This is a genomic window from Psychrobacter immobilis (assembly GCF_003148585.1).
GTDB lineage: Bacteria > Pseudomonadota > Gammaproteobacteria > Pseudomonadales > Moraxellaceae > Psychrobacter > Psychrobacter immobilis.
This window is the reverse complement of record NZ_QGGM01000012.1, coordinates 1-26980: the sequence shown is the minus strand read 5'-3', so window position 1 is coordinate 26980 and position 26980 is coordinate 1. Positions and strand designations below refer to the sequence as shown.

Sequence of the window (26980 nt, the reverse complement as noted above, 5' to 3'; positions counted from 1 at the left end):
CCTTTAAGTGGCTTATCTTCTTATTAATGAGGGCGAGTCAGATCGACTGAGGTGCCGCTTACATTGTCTTTTAAGCTGACTTTGAGCATGAGGTAACCTGCGATACCAGAGACGATTGAGCCCATAATAATGCCTAAGCGCTCATCAAATAAGGCTGTTTCACCAGCAAATGCCAGACCGCCAATGAACAGACTCATGGTAAAACCAACACCACAGAGTAAGGCTGCACCGTAAATCTGCTTATAATTCATGCCTCTTGGCATGGTTGAGATACCAAGCTTAAAGATTAACCAGCACATAACCATTACACCAATTTGCTTACCGATGAATAGACCAGCCGCAATACCAAGCGGTACCGAATGGAACAGCTCAGCGAAGCCTGCACCTTTGAGGGATATGCCTGAGTTGGCAAATGCGAATAATGGCAAGATACCGAAGGCAACGGTGTTATGTAGATCGTGCTCTAGCTCTTCTAGTGGTGAGTGCTCAGGATCAGTACGGTCAAACATAGGAATAAATAGTGCTAAGACCACGCCAGCCAAGGTGGCGTGGATGCCAGATTTGAGTACCGCAATCCACATGATCACACCGATCAGCAGATAAGGCGTGATGCTGGTGACGTTGCGACGATTGAGAAGGTATAAGAACGGCAGACATAGACCTGCCACTGCCAATGACTCTAATGACAAATCACTGGTATAAAATAAAGCGATGATTAAAATGGCGCCAATATCATCAAAAATAGCAATCGATACTAAAAATACTTTTAAAGAGTTGGGAACGCGGTTGCCTAACAAACTCAAAATACCTAGGGCAAAAGCAATATCAGTCGCCGCTGGAATCGCCCATCCTTTCCAAAACTCAGGCTCGTTATAGTTAAAGAGCAGATAGACAATCGCTGGCATAATCATGCCACCGAGCGCCGCACCAGCTGGCAGGATGATTTGCTTAACGTTAGACAGCTCACCGATCAACACTTCACGCTTTAGCTCAAGTCCCACTAAGAAAAAGAAAATCGCCATCAAACCGTCATTGATCCAGTGATGAGCGTCTTTAGCGATAGCAAACTCACCGATTTGAATGGCAACGGGTGCGTGAATAAAGCCCTCATACCACACATTGAGAGGGGAGTTGGCAATAATCATTGCAGCAATGGCAGCCAATGCTAGGACGATACCGCCCGCTGCCTCAAATTCAAAAAATGCTTTAATCCTGCGTATTGCCATATCATCCTCATTTGCTAAACACGAATTACAAATTAATCCAATAACCTCAAATATCTATGACACGACTCATAAAGACATGATAGACAGCAACAGTTTCTCATACTCTTATTGATATAGACAACAAAATACGTCAACCAAAAGTTATAAGTGCCGCTTGTCACATTAATAATAGCGATATTATAAAGTCGATAGAGCAGACAAAAGCGTGATAAGTCGTTACATACTTTTAATCAATCGCTGTTTATTTTAGATACTTATTAAGCCGTTAGACAAATCTAGCAGACTTTTTTACGTTTTTGGCTTTTTTTAGCGTTTTATCTTTATAATGATTGGCATTTTGTGATGTTCTGTCACAGCTTTAATACATATCAGCAGTACTATCAGCTAATGAATAGCAAATTTGATAGCAACATTGCTACTAATATTTTATTTCCAGTTCTTAAAGCCAGTTTTTAGGACTTACTCATTTTCCATCATAAAATTTACAGGTCAGCGTCATGGACTTATCGCTTTCGTTAGAGGTTATATTAATGCTCACCGCTGTGGCAGCGTTGGCAGGCTTTATTGATGCCATCGCTGGTGGTGGCGGTTTATTGACCATCCCTGCTATGTTACTTGCCAATATCCCACCAGTGCTAACGCTCGGTACCAATAAGCTACAAGCCGCTTCAGGTGCGCTAGCAGCCTCTATTACGATGATTAGAAAAGGGGTGGTCAAACCGCAACGTATCAAAGTAGCTATTATTGGCGCCTTTATCGGTTCTGTTCTCGGCACTATTGCTGTACAGATGTCGCCGCCGGATCTGCTTGAGACACTGATTCCGTTTTTGATTGCGGCTATCGGGATTTATACTTTGTTTGCGCCTCGACTTGGCGAAGTAGAAGCTGCGCCGCGTATCTCAGAAGGCAAATGGCAAAAAGTGGTTGCACCATTAATTGGTTTTTATGATGGTTATATTGGACCAGGCACAGGGATGTTTTTTGCGCTCGGCAACGTGGCGTTGCGCGGTCGGCAAATCATCGAAGCGACAGGCGCAGCAAAGGTATTGAATTTATCGACCAATATTGGCTCGTTAATATTCTTTATTTTGGGTGGTAATGTCTTGTGGAAGGTAGGGCTTGCCATGATGGTGGGACAAACAATAGGCGCGTATTTTGGCTCTCATATGGTGGTCAAGGGCGGTAGTAAGCTGATTCGTCCGATGATTGTAGTGGTATGCTTGGCGATGGTAACCAAATACGTTTTTGGTTGATTGATTTTCATCAAATAAATGTATTTATTAAAGCAAAAAACCTCAGCCAATATGACTGAGGTTTTTTATGTATCGTGAATAAATTATCAAAATCTATTCAATGCCTAGCGGCGACGATCGATATCATCGTACTCACTGCCCATGATCCCATCACTAAAGACTTCAGAGAATTCACGCTCATTGTCTTCATCAATGTGACCATCGAACACGTCTTTTGCACCAGCGTTAGGATCGTTATAAATAGCCAAATCCATTTTGCCTTCTGATTTTGCCACAATAGCCGTCACAGCGGCATCGCCACCGACGTTCACTGCGGTACGTAACATATCAAGGATACGATCCACACCTAAGATAAGACCGATGCCTTCGATAGGTAGACCGACTTGGGCAAATACCATTGATAGCATAATCAGACCAACACCCGGTACACCAGCGGTACCCACGGAAGCCAAAACGGACATTAGAATGACAGTCAGATACTCAGTCACGCCCAAGTCAATGCCATAAATATTGGCAATGAAAATGGTCGCCGTACCTTGCATAATGGCGGTACCATCCATATTGATGGTCGCACCAAATGGAACAGTAAATGAAGCAACTGAGTTATTGACACCCATGCGCTTAGTGACCGTACGCAAGGTAATAGGAATCGTCGCGTTCGAACTTGACGTACTAAAAGCAAAAATCTGAACTTCACGCATTTTTGCCAAAAAGGTTTTGATGGATAAACCCGAAGAGACTTTGAGTACAATCATCATAGTGACAAAGAAATGGAATGCCAATGAGCCGACCAATACCGCCACATAACCCAGCAGTGACCAAATCAAGTCTAAACCCAGCTCTGCCATTGCTTTGGTCAATAGCGCAAATACACCATAAGGTGCAAGATTCATAATGATGGTCACCATTTTTAAGATGACTTCATTGATTAATTCTAAGCTCTGCACTAAGCCTTTGGCAGGTTTACCCACCATCAAGATACTAACACCGATCAAAATAGCAAAGAAAATAATTGATAACATATCACCATTTGCCATCGCGCTGATGGGGTTTGATGGGATAATATTAGAGAACACATCAAGCAGTGGCGGTGCTGATGCTGCTTCAAATGCCGCTTCGGTTTCGATATTCATGCCTTTACCGATACCAAATAGCACGCCAAGCCCAATCGCTGTTGCGATAGCCAGAGCTGTTGTCATCATATAAATAAGAAATGTCTTGGTGCCGATACGACCAAGCAAACGAATATCCCCAATACCGCAAACACCGCAAATCAGTGAGATCAGCACCAAAGGCACGACTAGCATTTTGAGTGAGTTGACAAATAGCTTGCCGACAATGGCGAGGAAGCCATTGGTAATGTACGTATGAATGAAACCGCCTTCAGCGTTCAGTCCTGAATAGTTTATAAACAATCCCAGTATGATACCGAGTACCATAGCGACAATAATCTTGCCGGTCAGTCCCATATTTTTCCACATAACTTATATCCTTTGTGTACGTGCCCCAGTAGCGAATAGATAGGCTGCTCACATCAATGTGATTGTTGCCATTATTATCACCGCTCTTGCTACGTCTATTAAATTCTTTCAACTTCCACTTAGTGTCACGTTTTCGGGGCACAATATAAAATAATTGTTAAGGATACTGCAACGTTTTTTTATGACTAAGGTAATATAAATCAATAGTTAAGTTGTCTGCGCCGAATTTTTCGCGAGTAAAGTAGGTAAATAACAAGGCATATTGACCAATATTAGCGCATGTTGAACATTCAAAAATAGATACTGCTGATCGCTAAAACTGTTCCAGACAAAGCATAAAATGAGGATAATGCTCATGCCTGAATTAGTTTTATAACATATTTTTTATATGGAGCTGGGAGAATTTAGTATTATTTCCAATATTAAGAGAGGGAGACAGGGCTGTTTTTTGCCATTTCATTGTTAAAAGTAGACGCTTAGAATGACTAAGCTGACTGTTTTTAATGTTGAGCTGCCTAAAAAGCAGTCTCTGTCAGTGCCATGGTTGAATCATCAAACACGCCTTAATGGTTAAAAATGGCGATTCATAACTAAAAAAAGACTGCTTAAATGGGGCAGTCTTTTCTAAGTGAATGGTCAGAATGTATCGTGCAAGGCTTCTAGCAGCCTTAACACCTATTGTTTTTTAAATATTTTAAGCCTGATTCTTTTGTGCCTTGCTATTTCAAAGCCTATTGTTTCAAAGCTTGTCATTTCAAGAATTATCAAAGCTTTTGATTTTAGACTTTGTCACTTTCATCACGGCGTAGACCATCCTGCCATTTAGGATCAGTAGCGGCAGGTTTGTCTATATTATCCTTCACATTTTCTGCATCTTCAGATATTTCAGAACGCTCTAGGTCGTCAGCATTATGTTGATTCAGACGATGGTTGTTACTCATGCGTTCACTTAAGTGTGACTCTGCATCACGGTGGCGATGATCTAGTGCTTCTACCTCAGGCTCAGACTCATCAAAGTCGGTCTGTGCACGTACCTCCTCAATGGTATCTTGCTCTTTGACCATTTCTACATCACCGTTATTCTCATAACCATGATTGGGGTTGGCATCGCCAGTTGGTTTGTCTGTACTGACGGGCGTACCCAAATCATTAGAGTCGACATCATTTTCAGCTGTCATGTTTGTGGCAATACCATTTCTGGCTTGCGCGTCATTTTTCAATTGTGCATAGTCCGTTAATTGCTGTACGGCATTATCGAGGCTGTGTGGATTGGTGCGCTCTTGGGCATGCAATAAATGTTTATCGAACACATCGGTCAATAATGAGTCAAAGCGTATGGCATTATACTGAATAAGCACTTCAGCTTCTTCTTCGGTAATATTGCCGTTTTGGCTGGCATATACCACATGATCCTCAAAAGTAAGCCCTTCAAAACTGTCTTTGTGTTCAGCCTTTTTAAACCTCTGCCATAATGGCTCGATGCTCAGTAGCGTTTGATAAGCGTGTTCCATACGTCCAGTGACATCATCGGCTTCAGTATTATAATAAACCATGGTTTTGAGATAATCACGGAACGGGTTGGCTTCAAAGTCATCCATAAAAGCATCGCCCAACTTGCGTTTGAGCTCATCGCTTGGCGGCGTAAAGATAGAGCCGCTGGGAAAAGTCACAAAACTGACCAAACTGGCCGCCATACGATTAGGGAAGTTTGCAAAAAAGGCTTCAAAAGCTTCTTGAATGGTATATAAGCTATTTTGTAAGGCAACCTCAGCATGCAAGCGTTCGGACGCTGATTTAGTACCATGCTTATAAAACTGCAAAATAGCAGTGCTAATGAATAAATGGCTATGAATATCAGCTAAGCGTCCAGACAGCATCTCTTTACGTTTTAAATCGCCAGCGAGCAACCCTAACGCCATATCAGCCGTTAAGGCAAAGCTTGCGCTCAGGCGGTTGATGTGTTTGTAGTAGGGACGAGTAAAGCTGTCCGCAAAGCTTGGTGCATGATTACTGCCACCGACATAACCTGCGACAAATGCCTTTGCGCCGCGATTAAAGGTATAACCCAAATGTTTAAAAAACAGTGTGTCGAACTGTTTGAGTGCGCCTTCTTTATCTTCGCTTTGCAGCAATTGCAGCTCATCAAAGAGATAAGGATGGCAACGCATCGCACCTTGACCAAATATCATGAGTGAGCGCGTCAAGATATTTGCGCCTTCAACCGTGATAGATACTGGAATTGCCTGATAAGGGGTGGCCAAAAAGTTACGTGGACCCATCTGTACCGCGCGACCACCAACCACATCCATACCGTCGTTAACCACACTGCGCATGGTTTCAGTCGCATAGTATTTTGCCATTGCCGTCATCACTGATGGTGTGCCGCCTTGGTTCAGACCGCAGGTGACGAGGTGACGAAATGCCTCTAGCATATAAGTGTTACTTGCCATGCGGCTGGTAGCGTCTTGGACGCCTTCAAACTTGCCAACAGAGATTTTAAACTGTTCGCGTACTTTGGCAAAAGCACCGACAGACAGATACGTCATTTCACTGGCTGAGGTTGATAAAGCTGGTAAAGAGATGCCGCGACCAACGCCCAAGCACTCCATCAGCATACGCCAACCACGACCCGCATTTTCGACGCCACCGATGATGTAATCTAGTGGAATAAAGACGTCTTTACCATCGACTGTACCATTCATAAATGGCGAGCCAATTGGATTATGGCGTGGTCCTATGATAACGCCTTCATGGCTGGCAGGCACAAGCGCACAAGTGATACCGTAATCGGTCTTATCAGGATTGCCAAGCAAACCTTCAGGATCATGCATCTTGAATGCTAAACCCACGACCGTGGCGATAGGTGCGAGGGTAATCCAGCGCTTAGAAAAGTTCATACGCAAACCGAGCACTTGCTCGCCCTCGTGCGTACCATAACAAACCACCCCTGTATCTGGAATCGCACCAGCATCGGAGCCTGCTTCTGGGCCCGTCAAACCAAAGCAAGGTACCTCGTCACCTTTGGCAAGACCGGGTAGCCAACGCTGTTTTTGTTCGTCTGTACCGTAATGCATCAACAGCTCACCAGGGCCGAGCGAGTTTGGCACCATACAGGTAACCGCAGCGGTCGGCGAGCGCGAAGCGATTTTACTCATGATACGGCTTTGTGCATAAGAGCTAAAATCTAAACCGCCAAACTCTTTTGGAATGATTAAGCCTAAAAATCCATTGGCTTTGATAAATTGCCACGCTTCAGGCGACAGCTCTTTGTCTTCATGCTGAATTTTCCATTCATCAAGCATGGCGCATAGTACTTCTACTTCATTATCAATAAAGCTTTGCTCTTTTGCCGACAGCTCTGGATAGGGATATTGAGCAAAAGTATCCCAGTTAGGCGCACCCATGAATAGCTCTTTTTCCCACCAGCTGGTACCCGCATCGAGTGCTTCGCGCTCGGTATCGCTCATGCTCGGCATTGCCCCGCCCAAAGTCTTGTAAACAGGTCTGGTAATCAGTGACTGACGAATAGGAGCGACGAGCAAAACGATGCAAAGTAAAGCGATTGGTATGCCCAAAATGAGCGACCAAGGACTGATAAAGGCGGTGACAAGGACGGTAACTAGGGCAACAATACTGCCTGTGACTCGTGATAGGGACAATAAAAAGATGGCCAAAACCATGGCTAATTGAATAATGATTGCCAAAATAAATAAGCCAATTGCCATGACTGTCTCCTTTTATAACGCTAAACCAAAAGCGCGAAAAATGTGTGTGTATTAAAGTATTTGAATAAATCTTGTTGTTATTTTTGCTGATGTTTAAGGGTCTGGTGACCAAATTAAACCAATGAGCCGTTATGGATTTTGTAGCATATTTTATAATCAATTTTAATTTTTTGAGCATTTTACAAAAGTGGCTTTGATAACTGTCTAACCAGTGACAGACAAATAAAAGACAAATTTAGCCATCAATATGAAACAGTTGCCGATAACTATCAATAGCTAAAATGCTACGCTGTGTCGATTATATGTATCAAGATTTTCTCATATAGGCAAAAACAACAGTCGTAATTAATTATCCAAAAGGCGCTAAGCCGCTTTCTGCATAAGATAATGTCTCATTGCGTCCAACAATGATATGGTCTACCAAGGATAAATCGATTAAATCGCAGGCCTTCTTTAGCTCGTAAGTTAATAAATTGTCTGCCGTTGAAGGGGTCGCATCGGTATGCGGATGATTGTGTGCGACGATGAGTTGGCTGGCGGCGTGACTCAAGGCATGACGCAGAACGTGTTTGATACAGACGGAGCAAGAGGAGATGCCGCCAGTAAACAGTATCTCAAAATTAATGAGATTTAACGCATTGTCTAAGCAAAGTACCGCAAAGACTTCGCGATGCTCCCCGCGCAGCTGAGTGCTGATATAGTCTTTGACCATTTGCGAGCGCCCAAGTGCGTGACCAGTTTTAAGCTGACTGTCCAAATAACGCGTGCCCATCTCAAGTGAGGCCAATATCTGCGCGTATTTAGCAGGACCAATACCATGACAAGCAAGAACCATCTGTTGCGGCGCTGCTAATAATTCTGCCAAGCTACCAAATTGCTCGATCAAATGACGCGCCAGCTCGATAGCTGACTGTGACTGCGTACCTGTGCGCAGAAATATCGCTAATATCTCGGCATCAGATAAATGCGCTGCCCCAAATTTTAGTAGTTTTTCACGTGGTCTATCATCTTCATGCCAGTCTTTAATCGCCATTGTCACTCCTTGAGAATGGATTGCTGCCAGATATATTGAGTAAATACGGAAATTCTTACCCAACTTATCTCATAATTGTTACTATAAGCGCAATTTTATCTTTCAACTTTTTATTGATGCCATGCTTATGTCCAATATTGTGCTTGCTATCACTGGCGGTATCGCCGCTTATAAATCTGCTATCTTTGCCCGCCTATTAATCAAGGCAGGCTTTGAGGTGCGTGTCATTATGACCACAGGCGCACAAGCCTTCATTACGCCACTGACCCTGCAAGCTTTGACTGGCAATGAGGTGCATATCTCATTACTCGATGAAAAAGCAGAAGCTGGCATGGGTCATATTGAGCTGGCGAAATGGGCAGATTTAATCATCATTGCGCCAGCCTCTGCCAATACGCTGGCGCGTCTCGCGATGGGCATGGCTGATGATTTATTGACAACCGTATGCCTTGCAACGGCGGCACCAGTCATCATTGCACCAGCCATGAATCAGCAGATGTGGGCGCACCCTGCGGTCAATCTCAATGTACAGACCCTGCGCGATATGAATTATCAGATTATTCAACCTGCTAGCGGTGAGCAAGCCTGCGGTGATGTGGGAGCAGGGCGTTTGCCTGAACCTGAGCAGCTCTTGGCAGAAGTGTTATTATTTAACGCCATGCAAACTACGCCTCAATTATTGGCAGGTAAACGAGTGGTGATTACTGCAGGACCGACGGTAGAAGCTATCGATCCGGTGCGCTACTTGTCCAATCACTCTACTGGCAAGATGGGATTTGCATTAGCACGTGCGTGCGTGGCTGCTGGTGCAGACGTTATCTTGATTGCGGGCGGCAAAGTGGCACTACCGACACCGCTGAATGTCACACGTATTGATGTATTGTCGGCTAAAGAGATGCTGATGGCGGCGCAGCAGTGCGTGGATGGTACGCACAGTGCGCTACAGTATGTGCCTGAAGATGAGCACGACCATTCTCACGATCACGATCATAGCCATCAACATGAACATCATGGCGAGTGTGATTGCGGCGATGATCATAGCCACAGTCATAACCACAGCCATGAGATTGATGATGAGGAGCATGCTCATAGCGAGAATCAAAATGTAATGGCGGATATCTTTATCGCCACGGCTGCTGTCGCTGATTATCGTACTGAAGAAGCTGCCCCGCAAAAAATTAAAAAAACCCAAGATGCTATGACGCTGAGTTTGGTCAAAAATCCTGATATCTTAGCGACGATTTCGCTTGCGCATCCAGTGCTGTTTGTCGTTGGTTTTGCAGCAGAAACGCAAGATATCGAGCGCTATGCTCGTGGCAAACTGGTGTCTAAAGATTTAGATTTGATCGCGTGTAATGATGTTTCACGAGCAGACATTGGTTTTGCCAGCGATGACAATGCCATGCAGGTATTTTTCTCAGAGCGTTATGAGCACGATAGCGTCACACTTGAGAAGGCGAGCAAAGATAAAATTGCCGAGCAGTTGGTTGGCATCATTGGTGAGACAATATGGCAACGCCACAATGCCTAGCTATGTCACTATTAATCCAGATATTAGGTCTTAATATTTATGGCTAATATGATGGATGGTGATAGCACTCAGACGTTGTTATTGATGGTAATCTTTGCGCTGGCATCGTTGCTACACGGTATCAGTGGGCTGGGTGTGACGTTGGTGACGACCACTGCGCTTGCTAGTATCTACCCGTTACCACATGCTATTGTATTGGTCATTTTTCCGTCATTATTGCTTAATGCCATGACTTGGCTCGCGGGTGGCGGGCGCACAATCTGGCAAAATTTTATCTATTACGGCAGGCGCTATTGGTTACTGGCATTGACCAGCTTACTCGGTAGTATTCTAGGCGCGAAGCTCTTACTATGGGTCGATAGCGCCTATATTTTATTACTATTGGCAGCGGTTATTGGTTTTTATGTCATAAGCAGCTTGCTTGGTAAGCAACTCCGTCTACCTGCTACCAAGCCTGTGTTAATCATCGTTGGCTTTAGTGCAGGGGTGATTGGCGGCTCGACCAATGCCATGTCGACCATATTGATGATGTATCTACTGTCTGCCAGCGATGATAAAAACACCATCGCCAAAGTCGGCAACATGTGCTATTTTTTGGGTAAAATCGCCCAAATTATCGTATTACGTGAGCCTATTATGGCGCTCAGCAGTGGTGAATGGCAGCTGATTACTTTGCTTAGTGTACTATCGATTGCTGCGCTTTTAGTTGGCATCCGCTTGCGTCGCTATTTGCCTCAAGCGCGCTTTCGTCAGCTTATTTTATTGATACTTACCGTGCTTGGTATTCGTGTCGGCTGGCAGGGAGTTATGGCATTTTTATAAGATAGCTCGCGAGGCAGCTGGCTGTTTAGATGCTATTTTATGCGCGCGTTATTTTGTTATTTCATTAAAAAATATCTGTTGCGCCAAACGAAAGGTATTACAGTGCGCCTCAACCACATCGTCGATATCTTCTGAATAGCCACCACCCATCACGATAGCGATAGGAATTTTAGCGGCTTTTGCTTGGCGTAATACATATTCATCACGCGCTTTACAACCCTCTATCGTCAGCCCTAACTTTCCTAATTTATCAGTTGCCAGCACATCGACGGCAGATTGATAGAAAATCATATCGGGCGCAACGTCGCTAATCAAACGTGGTAATGTCGCCTCTAGTAACTGCAAATATTCCACATCGCCAGTATCATTGTCTAGCTCAATATCCAAATCTGATACTTGCTTTCGAAATGGATAGTTCTTTGCGCCATGCATGCTAAACACAAAAACGCGTGTCTCACCTGCCATAATACTGGCATTGCCATTGCCCTGATGGACGTCTAAATCAACCACCAAAATCTTTTGCGCTTGTCCACGATTTAATAATAAATTACTCGCGATACAAACATCATTAAACACGCAAAACCCTTCGCCATGATCAGCAAACGCATGATGCGTGCCACCTGCGACATTCATCGCCGCGCCATATTGCTGCGCATATAATGCACACTCATAAGTGCCATGAGCAATATAACGCCCACGTTCTACCAGCTCAGGTGTCATTTCAAAGCCAATGGCTCGCGCTTCCTTTCGTGGTAGCGTTTGGGTTTTCAGCTGATACCAGTAGTCCGCAGTATGCGTGGTCAAAATCTCATCTTCGCTCAAACGTGCAGGGGCAAAAAAGTTGTCGGTACTGATAGTGCCTTCAGCCAATAGCCGCTCGGGAATCATGGTGTATTTTTGCATAGGAAAGCGGTGTTTTTCCGGCACAGAATATCGAAAAATATCAGAGTAAGCAATTTTTAGCATAGTGTTAGAGGATGTCTTTTTTGAAAAGTATTTTAAGGATAAATAGGTTTAAGCGCTTTGAAAGTAAGGTACAGATGAGACATTGTAAAAGCTATGGATAGCTATGGATAGCTATGGTAGTCAGTTCATTACTGCACAAATTGCGTTGGCAAAAAGAAGGTTCTAGAATCTGATTGTTGACGTAGCTCGGTCAGCAATGTCGGTAAGTCTTCCGCAGGGTTTTGATTATCGATCAAATCACTAAATATCTCATTCGCGACCGTGGTCATCGCGATGACACTTTGCAATAAATGCTCGATAATATCATTACCGATGCCTACCGCTTCGACATCGATAGCGTGTTTGTAGCGTATCTCGCCATCATTGACATCCATTTCTAGATTGCCGATTAGCAAGTCATAATTTATTTGAGTAATCAGTAGCATCGCCGCGCTTTGGTGACTCTCTGGTATCAAAAATGGCAAAATCCCATAGACTGCCAGCAGCTTGTTTTTTTCTTGCACGCGAAACAAATAGCCGCAATCGAGACTTTTATTGCGCATTCTAAGCGATAAGTGATGCGATTGCTGACGGTCATTGTTTTTGTTGCCACTACTTTTAGGTCGATAGTGAGTATAGTGCCACTGCTTATCATTAAAGTACTGTTTCAGAAAATCGATAATGGGCGTGTCGCTAGTTTCGTGTTGACTGGCACTCGAGTTAAAGGCGTCAGTTTCTGAATGTTTGCTTTTATTTTTGACATCAGGTTGAGAATCAATTTTGGTAGCATCATGAGCGTCACTAGTATCCTCATCATCTGTATCACTACTATATGTATCACTACTATACATGTTATGAGGCTCTGTTTGTATCATATCAATTTCATCAGCCTGCGCTACTGAACCAGTCAGTAACTGTTTGAGTTTTTGCCACAAGCTGAGTGTATTACGTTGACTCATAAGTATGGTGCTATCAAATAAATGAATGAGATGGAAAATTGAGACAAATACATCAAGACAGTAAATTATTGAGCATTAAGTGCTAAACCTTCTTTGATATTCGGTTGCTCATAAAACGCTTGTAACATTTCACGAGTATGTGCCGTCAACCACTCGCTTTCAATGGCATCGTGCACTATAGGTAATAGCGCTGTACTGAATTGAGTCATGGCCCGCTCATCAATATGAAGACTCGAAACTACTGTCGCAATAGTATCTGACTGATGATTACCATACCAAGTATCGATGCTCGCTGCCACAAGGCTGTGTAAATAAGGTGACTGGCGCAGGCGGTTATAGCTTTGCTGCATGCTGGCTTCGATATGATCGATACTGCTGTTGTCAGGTTCATCACGCAGATAAGTCTGTAGATGACTGACAGGCTGGTCTTTGATTCGCGCCCAACCAGTGATTAATAATCGCGCGACTTCGTCATTTGATAAATGCTCTTGCGCATTGGCTTCTGCGCGGCGTGCTAAATCTTTAATATTACGATGCAAATACGCCTGCAGTTTTTCGTCAAGGTTTCTATTGGTCGCCTTTTCAAAAGAGCTGCGCCCAAATTTCATCAGTTTACCAGCAGCGCCTGCTTTATCCAGCGTGGTTTCCATAAAGTCATTAATGGCATGATATAGCGTTTGGGTTAGCAAATCGGCAAAAGTCTCGTTGCCGACCAGGGTGTGAATCAAGATATTGCGTTGCTGATCGTGGCTACCGACATAGTTGGCAAGGGTTTCAACTTGAGTGTCATCCACCAGCTCAGACAACGGCACGTTATCATTGACTGGATGATAAATAATCGTATGCAAGATATCGCGAATATCTTTACGCATCATATCCGTCATCGGTTGATTGAGTAGCCAGTCATTACTCAGCTGTTGCAAATCATCGGCGCTGACATATTTATTTAATGGCTGTGCAGCAAACCATTGCCATGCCTGCATAGACAGCGGTTCAGCTTGCATGCGTAGCCATTGCTGCATAAAGGCAACTTGTGCCTCGATTAAGCCATCTATGGTTAGCGCTGGCGTATCTAGATTTTGGTTATCTTTTGAAGTCTGCATAGGTTTTGAGGTCATAATAATCGACAATTTGTTATACTGTGTGGGTGGGGTAAGCATAAAGTATTATGCCATGAACGTCATCTGTGTTTGTGATGAATATTGACTGCTGCTTAATAAATAATGAGAGGTTTTGATGACAGCTCTGAATACCGCCTTACTTGCGCTTGATGAGCTGACCGTTCAGCGCGGCGAAACCCCTCTATGTGAAGGCGTTGCGCTCGATTTACCGGCAGGTAGTATTTGCCATTTAATTGGTGCCAATGGTACTGGTAAGACCACTTTACTGATGCAGCTAGCTGGGTTATTGCCAGTGTTAAGCGGTGAGGTTTATTATCAAGGAGTAGCAAGTTTACCTATTCAGCCTTTGTATGTGTCGCACCAGTTAGGTATACATCCAAATCTAACGGTCGCGCAAAACCTGACCTTTTTGCTGAATTTATATGGGATTAGCCCAAGCGTTACTGATATTGATGACGCCTTGGCTTGGGTCGGATTACAAGGCTTTGAGACGATTAGCTCAAGCCATTTATCTGCTGGGCAAACCCGCCGCATTACCCTTGCACGGTTATATTTATTGACCCCTGAGGTGACACCATTATGGCTACTCGATGAGCCTTTTACTGCCCTTGATGTGGATATGGTAGCGCGAATGGAAGACAGATTGCGCGATTTTGCCCATGAAGGCGGCGCTATATTAATGACCAGTCATCAGGCCGTTGGTGTTGCCAATCAAGTGCTCGATTTGTCCGATTATATGGTTTGAATACTAGTTTGCATACTCTCAGTATAAGTGTCACAAGCATCCGTAGAAGAGCAAATAAATGATAGAAATAGACGGTCCAGTACAAACAGTGAATAAAAGCTCAAATACTGACTTAGCTGCGGTGCGCGGTATCAGCTTTATGCAGTTATGGCGGCGCGAGTGGCAAGTCAAACAGCAAGGCGCCGTGCAGTGGCTTTATCCGCTAGTGCTGTTTTTGGTCATTATCACCTTATTTCCGCTAGCAGTGGGTAGCGAGCCTGCGCTATTGCAACGCCTTGGCGTGTCGGCGGTTTGGATTGCCGCTCTATTGTCACTGGTCATGGGTGTCGATGGCTTGTTTAAGCCTGCCCTTGATAATGGCACGTTGGCGCAATTGGTCGTTGCCAAAGCATCATTGCCCTTATGGGTGTTGATTCGTTTGGTTATCCATTGGATTTTTAGTAGTGGTATTGTGGCAGCGCTTAGTTTACTTGCCGTGCCTTTGTTTCAGCTTAGTTGGTTTGAGGCGTGGATATTGATGGCTTCTATTGTTACGGGCAGTCCGATGTTGTTGATGCTGTCAGCGGTCGCGAGTAGTTTGACGCTGTCATTAAAGAATGGTGCGGTGCTAGTGCCTTTGATTGCTTTGCCGATGCAGTTACCAGTGTTAATTTTTGCCACAGGAGCGGTTGATTTATTTGCCACTGGTCTCAATGGTTTACCGATACTGGCTTTATTACTAGCAGGCAGTATTATCTCGGTTTTGGTGACGCCATGGGTGATTGCCATGACGTTAAAAATGGCGTGGCTGAATTAGAAACGATATAAGTTATGTACAACTCTCTGTATTGAGAGTTTGTAATAAAAACCCCTATAAAAAACCTTTGTATTAACAGCATGTTGAAAACTGGCAATTTTGCTATAATAGTCAGTTAACTAAGCAAACAATCACTTGTAGATTCTATCCAGTGTTTAACGCCAGCAGGTTAGCAGGTAGTCGCGCCCATGATGCGCTATATCGGTTACAACCAATACGCTGTGCCAATAGGTTTATTCCCATGCCCAACTTGAATAACGTCTCATCTCCTAGCTTGTGGCAGCGCATCTGGCAAGGCTTTTTGACCACTGTGGGTACCAAGCAGTTTTTTCGCATTTTTTCGCCTTGGGTCAAGTGGTTAGCCATATTAGCCAGTATTTGCCTATTGATCGGTAGTATCTGGGGTCTCGCTTTTGCGCCGCCTGATTATCTGCAGGGCAATAGCTACCGCATTATCTTTATTCACGTACCCGCTGCCAGTATCGCTATTTCCATCTATTTTGCCTTAGCAGTGCTCGGGGTCATTTTTTTAGTTTGGAAAATCAAGACCGCCAGTCTGGTGGCACAGGCGCTTGCTCCGCTAGGATTCTTGCTCTGTGTGATTAGCTTAATCACGGGTTCTATTTGGGCGAAACCCACTTGGGGTACTTACTGGGTTTGGGATGCACGTTTGACCTCTATGCTCATTTTGGCGTTTCTGTATGCGGGCGTGATGGCGTTATTTGCCGCGTTTGAGCATACTGCCAATCGTGGTAAAGCCGCGGCCATTTTGTCTATTGTTGGCGCAGTAAATCTGCCCATTATCAAGTATTCGGTACAGTGGTGGAACACCTTGCATCAAGGCTCGACCTTTACTTTGACCGCCGCCCCCAAGATGTCAGCAGATATGTGGATGCCCTTATTACTGATGATTATTGGTAGTTATTTATTAGTGGCAACATTAGCGATTTATCGTACCAATACCCTTATTTTGTATCGTGATCAAGGCAAAGCGTGGGTCAAAGAATACATTCGCAGGCAAGCTAAATGACGGTCATGACTGTCGCCAAAAAAAATCACGGCTAGGAAAATATTATGCAGCCTTACTTTTATAGCGTATCTGAATTTCTTGCCATGGGTAAGCATGGTGTTTTTGTTTGGTCGTGCTGGGCAATTACCGTTGGCATGATGCTGGCTTTTGTTATTTATAGTCGTAGACAACGACAGGCTTTAATCAAACAGTTGACCATTCAGCAAGCGCGGCAAGCACAGCGTACTGCTAAAACAACCATGCCTGTCACCAAACAGCCTCATTAGCTAGTAGGCTCGTCCTATCTAGCGTTAGCCGTTAATTTTTAGCCACTCAATCTGCAATTAGCACCTGATAAAGAGGTGACTGCCACAGAGGTTATAGGGCTTATTGATTTGTCCGAAAAATGCTACCATATAGCCATTAGAAGAGTACGATTAGAAAGACATTTTTAGAACGTTTTTCTAATGGTAGTTTCTTCAAATTTTTCTGTTTTATATATTTGTATGGCATTGACTATAATTTATAAAACAGTGACTCATCAATGAGGTAGTGGTATGAACGCAGTTCGTCGCAAAAAACTGATGTGGGTTATGTTTACGCTTGCAGGGGCGGCGATAGCCGTGGTATTGGTTCTTTATGCCATTGGGCAACAGACCGATTACTACTTTGATGCTACCGCGATTGCACAAGGTGAAGCACCACAAGATAAGCGTATTCGAGCAGGCGGTATGGTCGTTGCGGGTAGTGTCCAGCGCGCAGAAGACAATCCACTAAACGTTGAGTTTGCCATTACGGACTTTCAATCGACCGTACCTGTGACTTATCAAGGTATTTTGCCAGATTTATTTGCTGAAAACTCAGGTGTCGTCGCGACAGGTAAGATGCAGGGTGATACTTTTGTCGCTGGAGAAGTCTTGGCGAAGCATGATGAAAACTACATGCCGCCAGAAGTGGCCAAATCAATGAAAGAAAACAACCGAAGCGGTGTAGTGCCTCCTTCTGAGCAATATAATCCTGCTGAAAAGGTGCATGAGACGGATACTCTACAGCAGTAATTATATAGTCCATACCATAGTAAAAGAGCCGCTAATAATATATTAGCGGCTCTTTTTTTACATGAATTTTGGTACTAATAAGTTTTGGTGGTTTTTTACAAGAACTTAGTCGTCCCATTCAGGTGAGTAATCTGGATGCTTAATTTTGCGTCCATCAGCACGTGCTAAGCTGCTGATTTTCTCAATATCATCCGCACTTAATTGTACTTTTATAGCGTCTAAGTTGCCTTGCAAATGATCAGGGTTAGACGTTTTCGGAATAGCGATACGATGCTTGTCTGCCAGAATCCAAGCCAATGATATCTGTGCTGGCGTGACATTATGTTTGTCAGCGATTTCTTTAATAATCTCATTATCGAATACATCCCCGCGTGCAAGTGGTGAATAAGCTTCGAGTAGAATGTGGTGATTGTTCAAAAAAGTCTGCAAGGTTTTTTGCTTGATGAACGGATGAAACTCAACCTGATTGACCACAATCGGTACATCAGCATATTTCTCAGCTTCAATGATATTGGCAATATTAAAGTTAGAGACCCCGATATGGCGTGTCAAACCTTGTTTCTGTAGTTCGCACAAGGCAGGAATGGTTTCAGATAAAGGAACACGGTCATCCGGCCAGTGCAATAGTAGCAAATCAACATAATCAGTATCTAAGTCTGCTAAAGAGCGCTTGGCGGCGGCAATCAATTTCTCAGGCTCAAACTTCATGTCATCAGGAAAAATCTTTGTGGTCAAAAAGAACTTATCCCGAGATACCCCTGATTGTTTAATACCTTGAGCAACTTCTTTTTCATTACCATAAGCTTGAGCGGTATCGATGTGCTCGTAACCCATTTTCAACGCTTGACTGACGACATCAACACAATCTTGACCAGTCGATTGCCATGTTCCAAGCCCTAGTACAGGAATATTTGCTTGTCCAGCGGTACGAATATTATAAGTTTTAGCACGCATCTTATTATCCTTGTTATTTATGTATTTATTGATAGAGCATCGAATCATCAATATTCTGATCACCCTCTCTATCTGACCTACCCACTATAGAAAAAATTGGCAGCAAGTAAAAGGGCACGTGACGCTTTCCTACAAAGGACAAACAGGCTGTAACGTCATTTTTAGTAACTGATAGACAGCAGCGCGCGGTTAAAAAATAAAAATCGTAAAATCGAGTCCATAAAAAACGCCCATCACTATCTAGCAATGGGCGTTTACAATCGGGACGAAGACGATATTTAAGTGTTTTGGATTTAAGTGCTTTTGGCTTATGAGCTTATTGAGCAGCAGCTTCTATAGGTGCAGGTTTTGTTGCGGTATCCGTGTGCGCACTGTGATCAGAGCCCCAGATTTTTGGGTACTTATAACCAGGGAAAGTTTCATGAGCATACTTTTTAAAGGCTTCTGAATTATATGCATTGGTCACATCTTCGACCCATTTTTTGCCAGCATCTGCTGATTTGATGGCTGACCAGTTGACATAAGCAAAGCTAGGTTCTTGAAATAGTGCTTCAGTCAGCTTGATGCCAGCATCCGTGGCATAGTTGCCATTGATAACTGCAAAGTCGACTTCATCACGAGCACGTGGCAATTGAGCGGCTTCTAGCTCAATGATTTCAATGTCGTATTTGCTGTTATCAGCGATGTCAGTTTTTGATGCCGTTAGCGGATCAATATTGTCTTTTAGCGTGATCCAGCCAAGATCATCCATCATTACCAGCGCACGAGCAAAGTTACTTGGATCATTTGGTGCAGAGACTCTCATGCCTTTATAAACATCATCAAGCGTGGTCTTTTTACCTGAGTAAATGCCAAGTGGGGCAGTAGGTACTTGGAAAACTTCTACCAGATCAAGATTGTTTTCTTTTTTGAAGGTATCAAGATAAGGCTTATGCTGGAAGATGTTGATGTCCAAATCACCTTCAGCCAAGGCAAGGTTTGGGCGTACATAGTCAGTAAAAGCAATCAGCTCAACTTCGTAACCTTGCGCTTCCAGTGAGCTTTTCACTTGGTTACGCACCATATCAGCGAAGTCACCTTCGGTGGTACCGATGACGATTTTGGTATGCTCAGGATCGATATCGCTAGCGGCAGTCTCTGCTGTTGAGCCTTCGGTAACAGGCTCTTTAGTCGCTTCTGGTGCTGATGAGTTGTTGCAACCAACCAAGACTAGGCTTGATACGCCAACGGCAGCAAATGCAGTTGCTAACTGACGGCTGATATCTGTTAATTTCATGGAGCTTCCTTAATAAGAGGGATGGGATGGAGGGCAAACGCTGGCCATTAAAAAAGCAACATTAGGGATAGTAATGCTGCTAAGTTAACGACTGTTAAGTTAGTATCAAAATTAAAGGGTCTCAGTAACAAAGTCAAGCATTTTGCTTAGGATGAATCGGCATTAAACCCTGAGTATTATTCATATTAGCATTAACTGACTTTGTCTCAGTCTTTTTTCTATCGTTTATCCAAACGGTTAGCCAACCAATTACCTGATGCTTGAATGGAGACGACCATTACTGATAGGACAATAACGATAAAAATCATCACCTCCGTTTGATAACGATAGTAGCCATAACGAATGGCCAAATCTCCCAGACCACCGCCGCCAATCATACCCGCCGCCGCTGAATAAGAGAGCAGGCTGATACAGAGAATCGTCACGGACAATACCAGTCCTGAGCGTGCTTCATTGAGTAGGACTTTAATAATGGTCAAGGGACGTGCGCCCATAGACTCGGTCGCCTCAATGATACCGCGTGGCACTTCACGTAAGTTTTGCTCGACCAAACGGGCAAAATAAAACGAACCTGCAATGGCGAGTACCAATGAGGCCGCAATCGGTCCAATACCTGTGCCAACGATAGCCTTCGTAAATGGGCTCATGGCAATCATCAAAATGACAAATGGAAAGGCGCGCATAAAGTTGGTGATGCCACCAAGCAGACCATACAATGTTTTGTTTTGCAAAAACTGTCGATCACTGGATAAAAACAAAAATATGCCAAACAACCCACCGATGACAATGGCCACCGTCGTTGAGATGCCAAGCATAATAAATGTATCAATAAACGCGTTCACAATCTCTTTGCGCAGGGCAAACAGCTTGTCTATCGAGGCGGACAATTCACTACCAGTTAACATATTTATTTCTCCTGCCTCATTAGTCTTCGTGCACTAAGCCTTTGCCAATCGGGGTGGTCGCTTGAATCAGACCGTCTCTCACATCCGCAACTTCCAAGAGTTGACCTTGATGCAGTAATGCGGCGCGATCACACAGCCTACGGATGACACTCATCTCATGAGTCACAATCACAATGGTGACGCCAAGTTGTTCGTTGATATCACGTAGACAAGTCAACAAGCTGCGAGTCGTCGCAGGATCAAGCGCACTGGTTGGCTCATCAGCCAATAATACTTTAGGACTGGGGGCAATCGCTCTGGCAATACCGACACGCTGTTTTTGTCCGCCTGACAGCTGCGCAGGGTAGTGACCAGCGCGGTCTGTTAGATCAACAATCTCTAGGCAATCCATCACTCGTTTATGAATGTCGCGGCTCGGATATCCTGAAACGGTTAAATTAAAGGCCACGTTGTCAAAAACAGTACGATTGGACATCAGATTAAATTGCTGAAAAATCATACCAATATTATGCCGAGCGATACGCAATTCACTGGCAGACAAAGTGGTCAAGTCAGTGCCATCGACGATGACTTGACCAGCATCTGGACGCTCAAGCATATTGATTAGGCGTAGCAAAGTAGACTTACCGGCACCCGAGTATCCCATTAGGCCGAAGATTTCGCCTTGCTGGACAGATAACGAGGTCGGTTCAACGGCAGTAAACCAATGTGGTTTGCCATCTTTGTCTTTGATTGATCGGTCGCTTAAAAAACTCTTGGTCACATTGTTTAAGACAATCATGTCATTCATGGAGGGCTCAAAATTCAATAATTTTTTTAATAGTCACAAACGCGCTGTCGGGCCTCTTTAACAATGTAAGAAGCCAATTAAGAAACAACCGTTAATAACCCTATAATAAGGGGCGCTAATATAGCATATTATCGAGCACTTTGGATATGAACATCCGTGACAGGCTTATGATTAATAGCTATTAGTAAGAGGGGTTTTGTAGAATGTGAGTCGAGACGATCGAGTAGAATGAAGTGTCTGTTCATAGCACCTTATATAGTCATTCCACTATAAAAGTATTACGGCGTTAACTTCGCTTGAAGTATTAAATATACATCTACACTCGGTTGCCTTGTACTACTTTTAAATTGAATCGACTATAGCATCGCTGACTTGGTCGTGTCCTCATTTTAAAAATAGTGATAAAAATGAGATAAATTGCCGTCAAACAAGGAAAGTAGCGCAAATAATATCGAGATATTGATACGCTATTTGACGATGTTTGGCAAAATTTAGCCATTTTTAGTCCATTCTAGTCATGCTGGTGATAATGTGGGTCGTGCTTGACTGGTATAACAACTAAAAACCTAGTATGTCCATTCAACGTATCAGTAATGATGCGCCCTTGATGTGCGGTAACGATTTGTGATACTAGCGATAAGCCTAGTCCAGAGCCTTTATTTTTTTGTTGCAACCGCACAAATGGACTAAATACTTCTTCACGTTTGTCTTCTGGAATACCCGTGCCTTCATCAATCACTGCCAATACTGCATATTTCGGTAATGGGCGTACAGGATCGGTCTTGGCTTTTTTTAGATGCTTGGCAAACAAGCCTTCTTTACGCGGTGTACTGAGTATTTCTGTAGAATTTTGAGTGTTGTTTTGAGCATCACCCTTGTCGCGTGTATTGCCACCTTTATTTATTATGGCGCCTTTGGATTTAGGAGTTGCATCATTCAAGGCAGTACTCTTAGCGTCATTGATAACTGCAGACGGCTCTTCAGTGTCAGGAACTGCTTTCCAAACCATCTTTTTAATTTTGTCAGTCAAATCATTGGTAAAGTTATGATAATTAGCAATCAATGAGGATGCACTGGTGCTTCCAACGGTATCGTTACTGTTGACTGAGTTTGCCGAAGTACTTGCGTCAGTTTGAACACTATTCGCATCAGTAGATTCTGTTGTCGCACAGGTCTCAATAGAGTCAATGTCTCCGTTGATATTATTAATATCAGCCTTATCTATTTTAGTCTCTATCTTTACATTGGTATCGGTATCAATATCGGAATTGAGATCATGCTCAACCGCAATATTTTCTCCGTTTCTATATATCGGTGGTGCTGGCAACACGATAATAGCATCCGTTGCTTCAGATTTAACTTTACCAGTACTATGAGAAGAATCGTTTGAGTGTGTATGACTATGCGTAATATTACTATGCGCAATATGATTATGCGTATTGTCTTCATTAACCTCGATTGGTTCGTGATAGGAGTCAAAATCAGAGCTATTATAATCGGCAAAGCTACTGCAGAGTATCGTTTGTAGCAGGTAATTAGGTATGGTATCTGCTTCATCAATAGTTTGCACACCATACAATAGTACCGTCACGGGTGGCTTGCCGTGTAGCATGGCATTGGTTAACAAGTTGCGAATCAAATGGGTCAACATTGATGATTGACCATCGATCACAATATGTTCACCAATGAGCGTCGCTTCAGGATAATGTTGCCGTTCTTGATTCACCAGATCGTATAAATCTAAACTTTCAACTTGCTGCAAGGCATGACCGGCGTCTAAACGACTCACCAGTAAGATACTCTCTACCAAATCATTGAGTCCTGACAAATCGCGGTTAATCGCTTGCGCACGTTTATCAAATTTTGCTTTGGTATCAGCTGGTAGCGCTCCTGCGAGCATATCCATCATCTCAATCTGTAAGCGGATACGAGTAATGGGGGTACGTAGCTCATGAGAAGCATGCGCTAAGAGCAGGTTATTGGCATCGATAAGGTGTTCAATTTTTTGTGCTGCTTGATTAAATCCACGCGCTAGTGAGGCGATCTCATCGTTACCACGAGCATTCACCCGTACGGTAAAATCACCATCACCCAGTTGCGCCATCTGCTGGCTCATCTGATTGATGCGCCAAGTGATGGTACGAGCAATCCACCATAGGACACCTGCCATAATAAGTAACAGTAGTAGTGTGCCAGTAAATAAATTCAGCGCAGAAGAGAGTACTGGTTTTTTAGGCGGTAAGCGTGATTCATACAAAAGCGTATAGCCGGTGCTGCTATAAACCTGAGCTTGCTTGGTAGGGGAGGTGTCTGCGAGAGAGGGGAAAACGCGTGAAAATAAAGAGGGCGGTGCGGGCAACTCCAATGGCAAATCGCTGTTATCCGTTTGCATTAGCAATCGACCTTCGCTGTCATACAAGCCCATCTTTGCCTGTAATGACTCATCAAAGATATCAAAGCTCTTTTTGACCACTGCTAGCATAAAGCGCGCTTGCAAGCGATTGTCCTCGCTAACAGAGATATTCAGCTCATGCAAGAAGGGGTCTATTTGTCCTAAAATCTGAGTGGCCAATACTTCTGATCGAATACTTGCATCTTTATCGTGCACAAGTTGCGTCAACAGCACCATCGCCACTGCAAATAAGATAAGTGCCAGCATGACACTGGCAAATAATTTGGCAAATACCGAACGAAATCCCAACTGCTGCATCAACCCATCTCTACTATCAGCCGTTTATATCGACTCATACTTCTAATTTGCATAAACAAATCAAAAGTATGGTTTTTATCGATTAATTTGCCGCTTTTGTGATCAAACCTGATCAGTGGCAAATTGATAACCAACACCGCGTACGGTAATAATACGTTTTGGCTGGCGTGGGTTGTCTTCAATTAAAGCACGCAGACGCGAGATATGAACATCAATGGCGCGATCGATATTATCTGAGCTGTCATCATTGGGCATGGCTTGCCACAGTTGCTCGCGATTCAATACTTTACCAGAATGGGTGGCAAAGTAATGCAATAATTGAAACTGATGCGTCGTTAAACGAACAGGCTCATCGTCGATGGTCACTTCATGGCTGTCAGGAAAGACACTCAAACGACCAAAGGTCAAGCTATCAGACTGGCTATCTGCTTGATTGGGCTGCTCATGGCGGCGAATAACAGCACGGATTCGAGCGAGAAGCTCACGTGGCTCAAAAGGCTTAGATATATAATCGTCAGCACCCATCTCAAGACCTAGCACGCGATCGGTGGTATCACCTTTCGCGGTCAACATGATAATTGGCACTTTATTGGTCATGTTGTTTTTATTGCCGCGAATTTTTTGACAAACTTGCATACCATCCATATCAGGCAGCATTAAGTCAAGTACGACCAAATCAATGTCACGCTCTTTAGCATCCAACAAATCAAGCCCTTCTTGACCAAGCCCTGCATGATGGACGTCATAATAATTCATGGTCAGGTAATCGCTGATTAACTCAGCTAGATCAGGATCGTCTTCGATTAATAAAATCTGCTTGCTCATGGGTTATCCTCTAGTTGTTGTTATGGTTGGCCAAACGTTTCATCTGTTTTGATATTTTGTATCACGATAAATACATCGCTGATTTTAGGATCTTAAACAGTTAAACGATTAAGCCTCTAGGTTCTCAAACTTTCTAAGATTTCTCAAACTTTCAAGATATTGAGTCATTTAATACCAATGATTCAGAATACTCGGTTAATGCTATATATTGTACGGTCATATTGCCTAATTACGCAGTTACAAAACAAGAGAGGCTTTGTTAATGTTTCTACACAATGTAACTGTCGGCATGCATAGCTATGAGACATTGACTTTTTTACCTTTAGCATCAGCCGGTAAATCAGCCAAACAAATCAAACTGTCGTTGCTAATACCCGCAATTAAATATTGCTTTGTGATAGGGTCATATTCGACTACTTCAATAGGCTGGCGTGTCAGGCGCTGATCCTGTCCAATAATCCACACGTTAGCAGTCAACGGTGACAGAGGCTTATATGGTGACGTTTGTAATTCTGTCAAGTCAACATCGTGCAACGCGCGCTTAGGTACGATAGTGCCCACATCTATTTGACCATAATTAACCCGCCCCGTGACTTTCATATCTGGCAATAACTTGTCTCGACTTGCTTCATTATCAATGACGTTAACATAGACCAACAGCTTTTTCGGCTGGCTGGTCGCGGTCAGTTTACTGACTTGTCCTGTGAACTGTTCCGACATACCTTCAGCTGTAAAATTGACAGTCTGACCAACCGAAAGTTGTGGTTCTGCTTGAATAGGTAGGGTCGCGATAAAGTGTAATTTAGTTTCATCGCTAATCTGTAATAAAGGCGTGCGCGCCTCTAGTCTTTGACCTGCTTTGGCATATAAGTTTTTTACATGGCCAGAAAAACTGGCACGCACAGTGACCAAATTATACTGACTCTGCTGCGGTTTTGAGCTTGCCGTGCTATTAGCGCTGGTTTGGTCATTGTTTTTAGGATTGCCGACTGCGTTTTTAGGAGCGCCCACTGTGGCTTTTGCTGCTGCCTCTTCTTTGTGAGCAATTGGGTCGTTTTTAGTGGTTGTTGCACCATTTTCTACTGTAGGTTGATTGGGTTTTGAGCTAGCGTCTGTTTTTTGTGAGTGTGTTTGCTTTACATCAACCGCATCGTTCGTCATCTCAGAATCTGGGGCAACGCTGTTCGATGCCGAAGATTTTTTCTTGGCTGGGTTGGATGCATCTGCTGTTTTGCTTTCTGATTGCAGGCGTCGAACAATAAGCAGCGGCATATCTTTTTCTACCCATTGACCCTCAGTAACCAGTATTTCTTCGACGTTAATGGGGTATGCAGCGATAAGCTTAGTCTGTTTGATAGGTTCGATCTTACCTTGTAAACCAAGACTGGGCTGATAACGTGAAGGTTTTATGCTCAATATATGATCTGGCGTCATGGTCACACTATCGTCGGTAATGACAATAGGGGTATCTACAGTCTCACTGTTTTCTGCAGTCACAGGCTCATTGGTAGGCGGTGAAGGCTGACAGGCAGCAAGAAGAAAAGCACTCAGTAGATAGGTGCTATTTTTTAAAAATTTAGAAGCCGTCATAGCAGTCACCGTAGTAGTCATCGTTTTATTATATAGTGAATTGCAACTGGGTGAAATAAGCGCAAAAAACTTAATAAACCGCTGACATTAAGGCTACTAAATCCAGTCATTAGCTAAGGTAGGAGTGACAGCTAGGGCGTGTCATCAATTAGCACAGTTGTTTTAGAATAAGCTATAGTAACTCTATATTTACTCATATGAGCTTAATCATCATGACAAGACGACA

General features: G+C 43.6%; 22 protein-coding genes. 8 read left to right on the top strand and 14 right to left on the bottom strand.

Going from position 1 to position 26980, the window contains the following annotated elements:
• Window positions 1–23 precede the first annotated feature (23 nt).
• Window positions 24–1226 (bottom strand): Na+/H+ antiporter NhaA, encoded by a 1203-nt coding sequence (gene nhaA / locus C8D84_RS09980; protein ID WP_109591860.1) that lies wholly within the window; start codon window positions 1224–1226, stop codon window positions 24–26.
• Window positions 1227–1723: 497 nt separating this feature from the next.
• Here nhaA and C8D84_RS09975 point away from each other — a divergent pair, with 497 nt between their 5' ends.
• A complete protein-coding gene (locus tag C8D84_RS09975) occupies window positions 1724–2479 on the top strand; it encodes a TSUP family transporter (protein ID WP_109591858.1) in 756 nt (251 codons plus the stop codon).
• 104 nt (window positions 2480–2583) lie between these two features.
• Here C8D84_RS09975 and C8D84_RS09970 read toward each other — a convergent pair whose 3' ends face one another.
• The 3 genes from C8D84_RS09970 to radC form a co-directional block, all read right to left on the bottom strand.
• Window positions 2584–3960, bottom strand: coding sequence for a dicarboxylate/amino acid:cation symporter (locus C8D84_RS09970; RefSeq protein WP_045444003.1), 1377 nt, complete (start codon window positions 3958–3960; stop codon window positions 2584–2586).
• Window positions 3961–4739: 779 nt separating this feature from the next.
• On the bottom strand, window positions 4740–7685 hold the full coding sequence (locus C8D84_RS09965; protein ID WP_109591856.1) for an acyl-CoA dehydrogenase: 2946 nt from the start codon (window positions 7683–7685) through the stop codon (window positions 4740–4742).
• A gap of 349 nt (window positions 7686–8034) precedes the next feature.
• On the bottom strand, window positions 8035–8718 hold the full coding sequence (gene radC / locus C8D84_RS09960) for a RadC family protein (RefSeq protein WP_109591854.1): 684 nt from the start codon (window positions 8716–8718) through the stop codon (window positions 8035–8037).
• A 127-nt stretch (window positions 8719–8845) separates the two neighbouring features.
• Here radC and coaBC point away from each other — a divergent pair, with 127 nt between their 5' ends.
• Together coaBC and C8D84_RS09950 are read left to right on the top strand one after the other, a co-directional pair.
• Window positions 8846–10249: a bifunctional phosphopantothenoylcysteine decarboxylase/phosphopantothenate--cysteine ligase CoaBC gene (coaBC, locus tag C8D84_RS09955; protein WP_109591852.1), complete on the top strand. Its 1404-nt coding sequence runs from the start codon at window positions 8846–8848 to the stop codon at window positions 10247–10249.
• A gap of 39 nt (window positions 10250–10288) precedes the next feature.
• Window positions 10289–11071, top strand: a complete 783-nt coding sequence (locus tag C8D84_RS09950; RefSeq protein WP_109591850.1) for a sulfite exporter TauE/SafE family protein — start codon at window positions 10289–10291, stop codon at window positions 11069–11071.
• Between the two features lie 48 nt (window positions 11072–11119).
• Here C8D84_RS09950 and C8D84_RS09945 read toward each other — a convergent pair whose 3' ends face one another.
• The 3 genes from C8D84_RS09945 to C8D84_RS09935 form a co-directional block, all read right to left on the bottom strand.
• Window positions 11120–12037: a histone deacetylase family protein gene (locus C8D84_RS09945; RefSeq protein ID WP_109591848.1), complete on the bottom strand. Its 918-nt coding sequence runs from the start codon at window positions 12035–12037 to the stop codon at window positions 11120–11122.
• Between the two features lie 128 nt (window positions 12038–12165).
• Window positions 12166–12975 (bottom strand): type III secretion system chaperone family protein, encoded by an 810-nt coding sequence (locus C8D84_RS09940; protein ID WP_109591846.1) that lies wholly within the window; start codon window positions 12973–12975, stop codon window positions 12166–12168.
• Between the two features lie 65 nt (window positions 12976–13040).
• Window positions 13041–14078 (bottom strand): hypothetical protein, encoded by a 1038-nt coding sequence (locus C8D84_RS09935; protein WP_228244532.1) that lies wholly within the window; start codon window positions 14076–14078, stop codon window positions 13041–13043.
• Between the two features lie 133 nt (window positions 14079–14211).
• Here C8D84_RS09935 and ccmA point away from each other — a divergent pair, with 133 nt between their 5' ends.
• From ccmA to ccmE, 5 genes are all read left to right on the top strand, one after another.
• A complete protein-coding gene (gene ccmA / locus C8D84_RS09930) occupies window positions 14212–14841 on the top strand; it encodes a heme ABC exporter ATP-binding protein CcmA (RefSeq protein ID WP_109591844.1) in 630 nt (209 codons plus the stop codon).
• Between the two features lie 139 nt (window positions 14842–14980).
• Complete coding sequence (locus tag C8D84_RS09925) at window positions 14981–15637, top strand: heme exporter protein CcmB (protein ID WP_109591941.1); 657 nt, start codon at window positions 14981–14983, stop codon at window positions 15635–15637.
• Between the two features lie 241 nt (window positions 15638–15878).
• The gene (gene ccmC, locus C8D84_RS09920; RefSeq protein ID WP_109591842.1) at window positions 15879–16667 is read left to right on the top strand and encodes a heme ABC transporter permease CcmC; all 789 of its coding nucleotides are present in this window, start codon (window positions 15879–15881) and stop codon (window positions 16665–16667) included.
• Window positions 16668–16711: 44 nt separating this feature from the next.
• Window positions 16712–16933 carry a heme exporter protein CcmD gene (gene ccmD, locus C8D84_RS09915; RefSeq protein ID WP_045453491.1) on the top strand — a complete coding sequence of 74 codons (222 nt, stop codon included), beginning with the start codon at window positions 16712–16714 and terminating at the stop codon, window positions 16931–16933.
• 270 nt (window positions 16934–17203) lie between these two features.
• The gene (gene ccmE, locus C8D84_RS09910; RefSeq protein ID WP_045453493.1) at window positions 17204–17704 is read left to right on the top strand and encodes a cytochrome c maturation protein CcmE; all 501 of its coding nucleotides are present in this window, start codon (window positions 17204–17206) and stop codon (window positions 17702–17704) included.
• A gap of 105 nt (window positions 17705–17809) precedes the next feature.
• Here ccmE and C8D84_RS09905 read toward each other — a convergent pair whose 3' ends face one another.
• The 7 genes from C8D84_RS09905 to C8D84_RS09875 all read right to left on the bottom strand — a co-directional run bounded on the left by C8D84_RS09905 (window position 17810) and on the right by C8D84_RS09875 (window position 26754).
• Window positions 17810–18658, bottom strand: coding sequence for an aldo/keto reductase (locus C8D84_RS09905; RefSeq protein ID WP_109591840.1), 849 nt, complete (start codon window positions 18656–18658; stop codon window positions 17810–17812).
• A gap of 316 nt (window positions 18659–18974) precedes the next feature.
• Window positions 18975–19934 (bottom strand): MetQ/NlpA family ABC transporter substrate-binding protein, encoded by a 960-nt coding sequence (locus C8D84_RS09900; RefSeq protein ID WP_109591838.1) that lies wholly within the window; start codon window positions 19932–19934, stop codon window positions 18975–18977.
• Between the two features lie 218 nt (window positions 19935–20152).
• Window positions 20153–20839 (bottom strand): methionine ABC transporter permease, encoded by a 687-nt coding sequence (locus C8D84_RS09895; RefSeq protein ID WP_109591836.1) that lies wholly within the window; start codon window positions 20837–20839, stop codon window positions 20153–20155.
• Window positions 20840–20858: 19 nt separating this feature from the next.
• Window positions 20859–21629, bottom strand: coding sequence for a methionine ABC transporter ATP-binding protein (locus tag C8D84_RS09890; RefSeq protein ID WP_055124775.1), 771 nt, complete (start codon window positions 21627–21629; stop codon window positions 20859–20861).
• Between the two features lie 511 nt (window positions 21630–22140).
• A complete protein-coding gene (locus C8D84_RS09885) occupies window positions 22141–24339 on the bottom strand; it encodes a sensor histidine kinase (RefSeq protein ID WP_109591834.1) in 2199 nt (732 codons plus the stop codon).
• A 102-nt stretch (window positions 24340–24441) separates the two neighbouring features.
• A complete protein-coding gene (locus C8D84_RS09880) occupies window positions 24442–25164 on the bottom strand; it encodes a response regulator transcription factor (RefSeq protein ID WP_045444030.1) in 723 nt (240 codons plus the stop codon).
• 297 nt (window positions 25165–25461) lie between these two features.
• The gene (locus tag C8D84_RS09875) at window positions 25462–26754 is read right to left on the bottom strand and encodes an efflux RND transporter periplasmic adaptor subunit (RefSeq protein ID WP_109591832.1); all 1293 of its coding nucleotides are present in this window, start codon (window positions 26752–26754) and stop codon (window positions 25462–25464) included.
• Window positions 26755–26980 lie beyond the last annotated feature (226 nt).

What these genes read in the sequence shown, in the direction of transcription:
- C8D84_RS09875 (WP_109591832.1), bottom strand. Translation starts at nt 26,754, where the DNA reads ATGACGGCTTCTAAATTTTTAAAAAATAGCACCTATCTACTGAGTGCT.
- C8D84_RS09900 (WP_109591838.1), bottom strand. Translation starts at nt 19,934, where the DNA reads ATGAAATTAACAGATATCAGCCGTCAGTTAGCAACTGCATTTGCTGCC.
- C8D84_RS09970 (WP_045444003.1), bottom strand. Translation starts at nt 3,960, where the DNA reads ATGTGGAAAAATATGGGACTGACCGGCAAGATTATTGTCGCTATGGTA.
- ccmA (WP_109591844.1), top strand. Translation starts at nt 14,212, where the DNA reads ATGACAGCTCTGAATACCGCCTTACTTGCGCTTGATGAGCTGACCGTT.
- C8D84_RS09965 (WP_109591856.1), bottom strand. Translation starts at nt 7,685, where the DNA reads ATGGCAATTGGCTTATTTATTTTGGCAATCATTATTCAATTAGCCATG.
- C8D84_RS09945 (WP_109591848.1), bottom strand. Translation starts at nt 12,037, where the DNA reads ATGCTAAAAATTGCTTACTCTGATATTTTTCGATATTCTGTGCCGGAA.
- radC (WP_109591854.1), bottom strand. Translation starts at nt 8,718, where the DNA reads ATGGCGATTAAAGACTGGCATGAAGATGATAGACCACGTGAAAAACTA.
- C8D84_RS09940 (WP_109591846.1), bottom strand. Translation starts at nt 12,975, where the DNA reads ATGAGTCAACGTAATACACTCAGCTTGTGGCAAAAACTCAAACAGTTA.
- C8D84_RS09895 (WP_109591836.1), bottom strand. Translation starts at nt 20,839, where the DNA reads ATGTTAACTGGTAGTGAATTGTCCGCCTCGATAGACAAGCTGTTTGCC.
- ccmC (WP_109591842.1), top strand. Translation starts at nt 15,879, where the DNA reads ATGCCCAACTTGAATAACGTCTCATCTCCTAGCTTGTGGCAGCGCATC.
- C8D84_RS09905 (WP_109591840.1), bottom strand. Translation starts at nt 18,658, where the DNA reads ATGCGTGCTAAAACTTATAATATTCGTACCGCTGGACAAGCAAATATT.
- nhaA (WP_109591860.1), bottom strand. Translation starts at nt 1,226, where the DNA reads ATGGCAATACGCAGGATTAAAGCATTTTTTGAATTTGAGGCAGCGGGC.
- C8D84_RS09975 (WP_109591858.1), top strand. Translation starts at nt 1,724, where the DNA reads ATGGACTTATCGCTTTCGTTAGAGGTTATATTAATGCTCACCGCTGTG.
- C8D84_RS09925 (WP_109591941.1), top strand. Translation starts at nt 14,981, where the DNA reads ATGCAGTTATGGCGGCGCGAGTGGCAAGTCAAACAGCAAGGCGCCGTG.
- coaBC (WP_109591852.1), top strand. Translation starts at nt 8,846, where the DNA reads ATGTCCAATATTGTGCTTGCTATCACTGGCGGTATCGCCGCTTATAAA.
- ccmE (WP_045453493.1), top strand. Translation starts at nt 17,204, where the DNA reads ATGAACGCAGTTCGTCGCAAAAAACTGATGTGGGTTATGTTTACGCTT.
- C8D84_RS09890 (WP_055124775.1), bottom strand. Translation starts at nt 21,629, where the DNA reads ATGAATGACATGATTGTCTTAAACAATGTGACCAAGAGTTTTTTAAGC.
- C8D84_RS09880 (WP_045444030.1), bottom strand. Translation starts at nt 25,164, where the DNA reads ATGAGCAAGCAGATTTTATTAATCGAAGACGATCCTGATCTAGCTGAG.
- C8D84_RS09935 (WP_228244532.1), bottom strand. Translation starts at nt 14,078, where the DNA reads ATGCAGACTTCAAAAGATAACCAAAATCTAGATACGCCAGCGCTAACC.
- C8D84_RS09885 (WP_109591834.1), bottom strand. Translation starts at nt 24,339, where the DNA reads ATGCAGCAGTTGGGATTTCGTTCGGTATTTGCCAAATTATTTGCCAGT.
- C8D84_RS09950 (WP_109591850.1), top strand. Translation starts at nt 10,289, where the DNA reads ATGGCTAATATGATGGATGGTGATAGCACTCAGACGTTGTTATTGATG.
- ccmD (WP_045453491.1), top strand. Translation starts at nt 16,712, where the DNA reads ATGCAGCCTTACTTTTATAGCGTATCTGAATTTCTTGCCATGGGTAAG.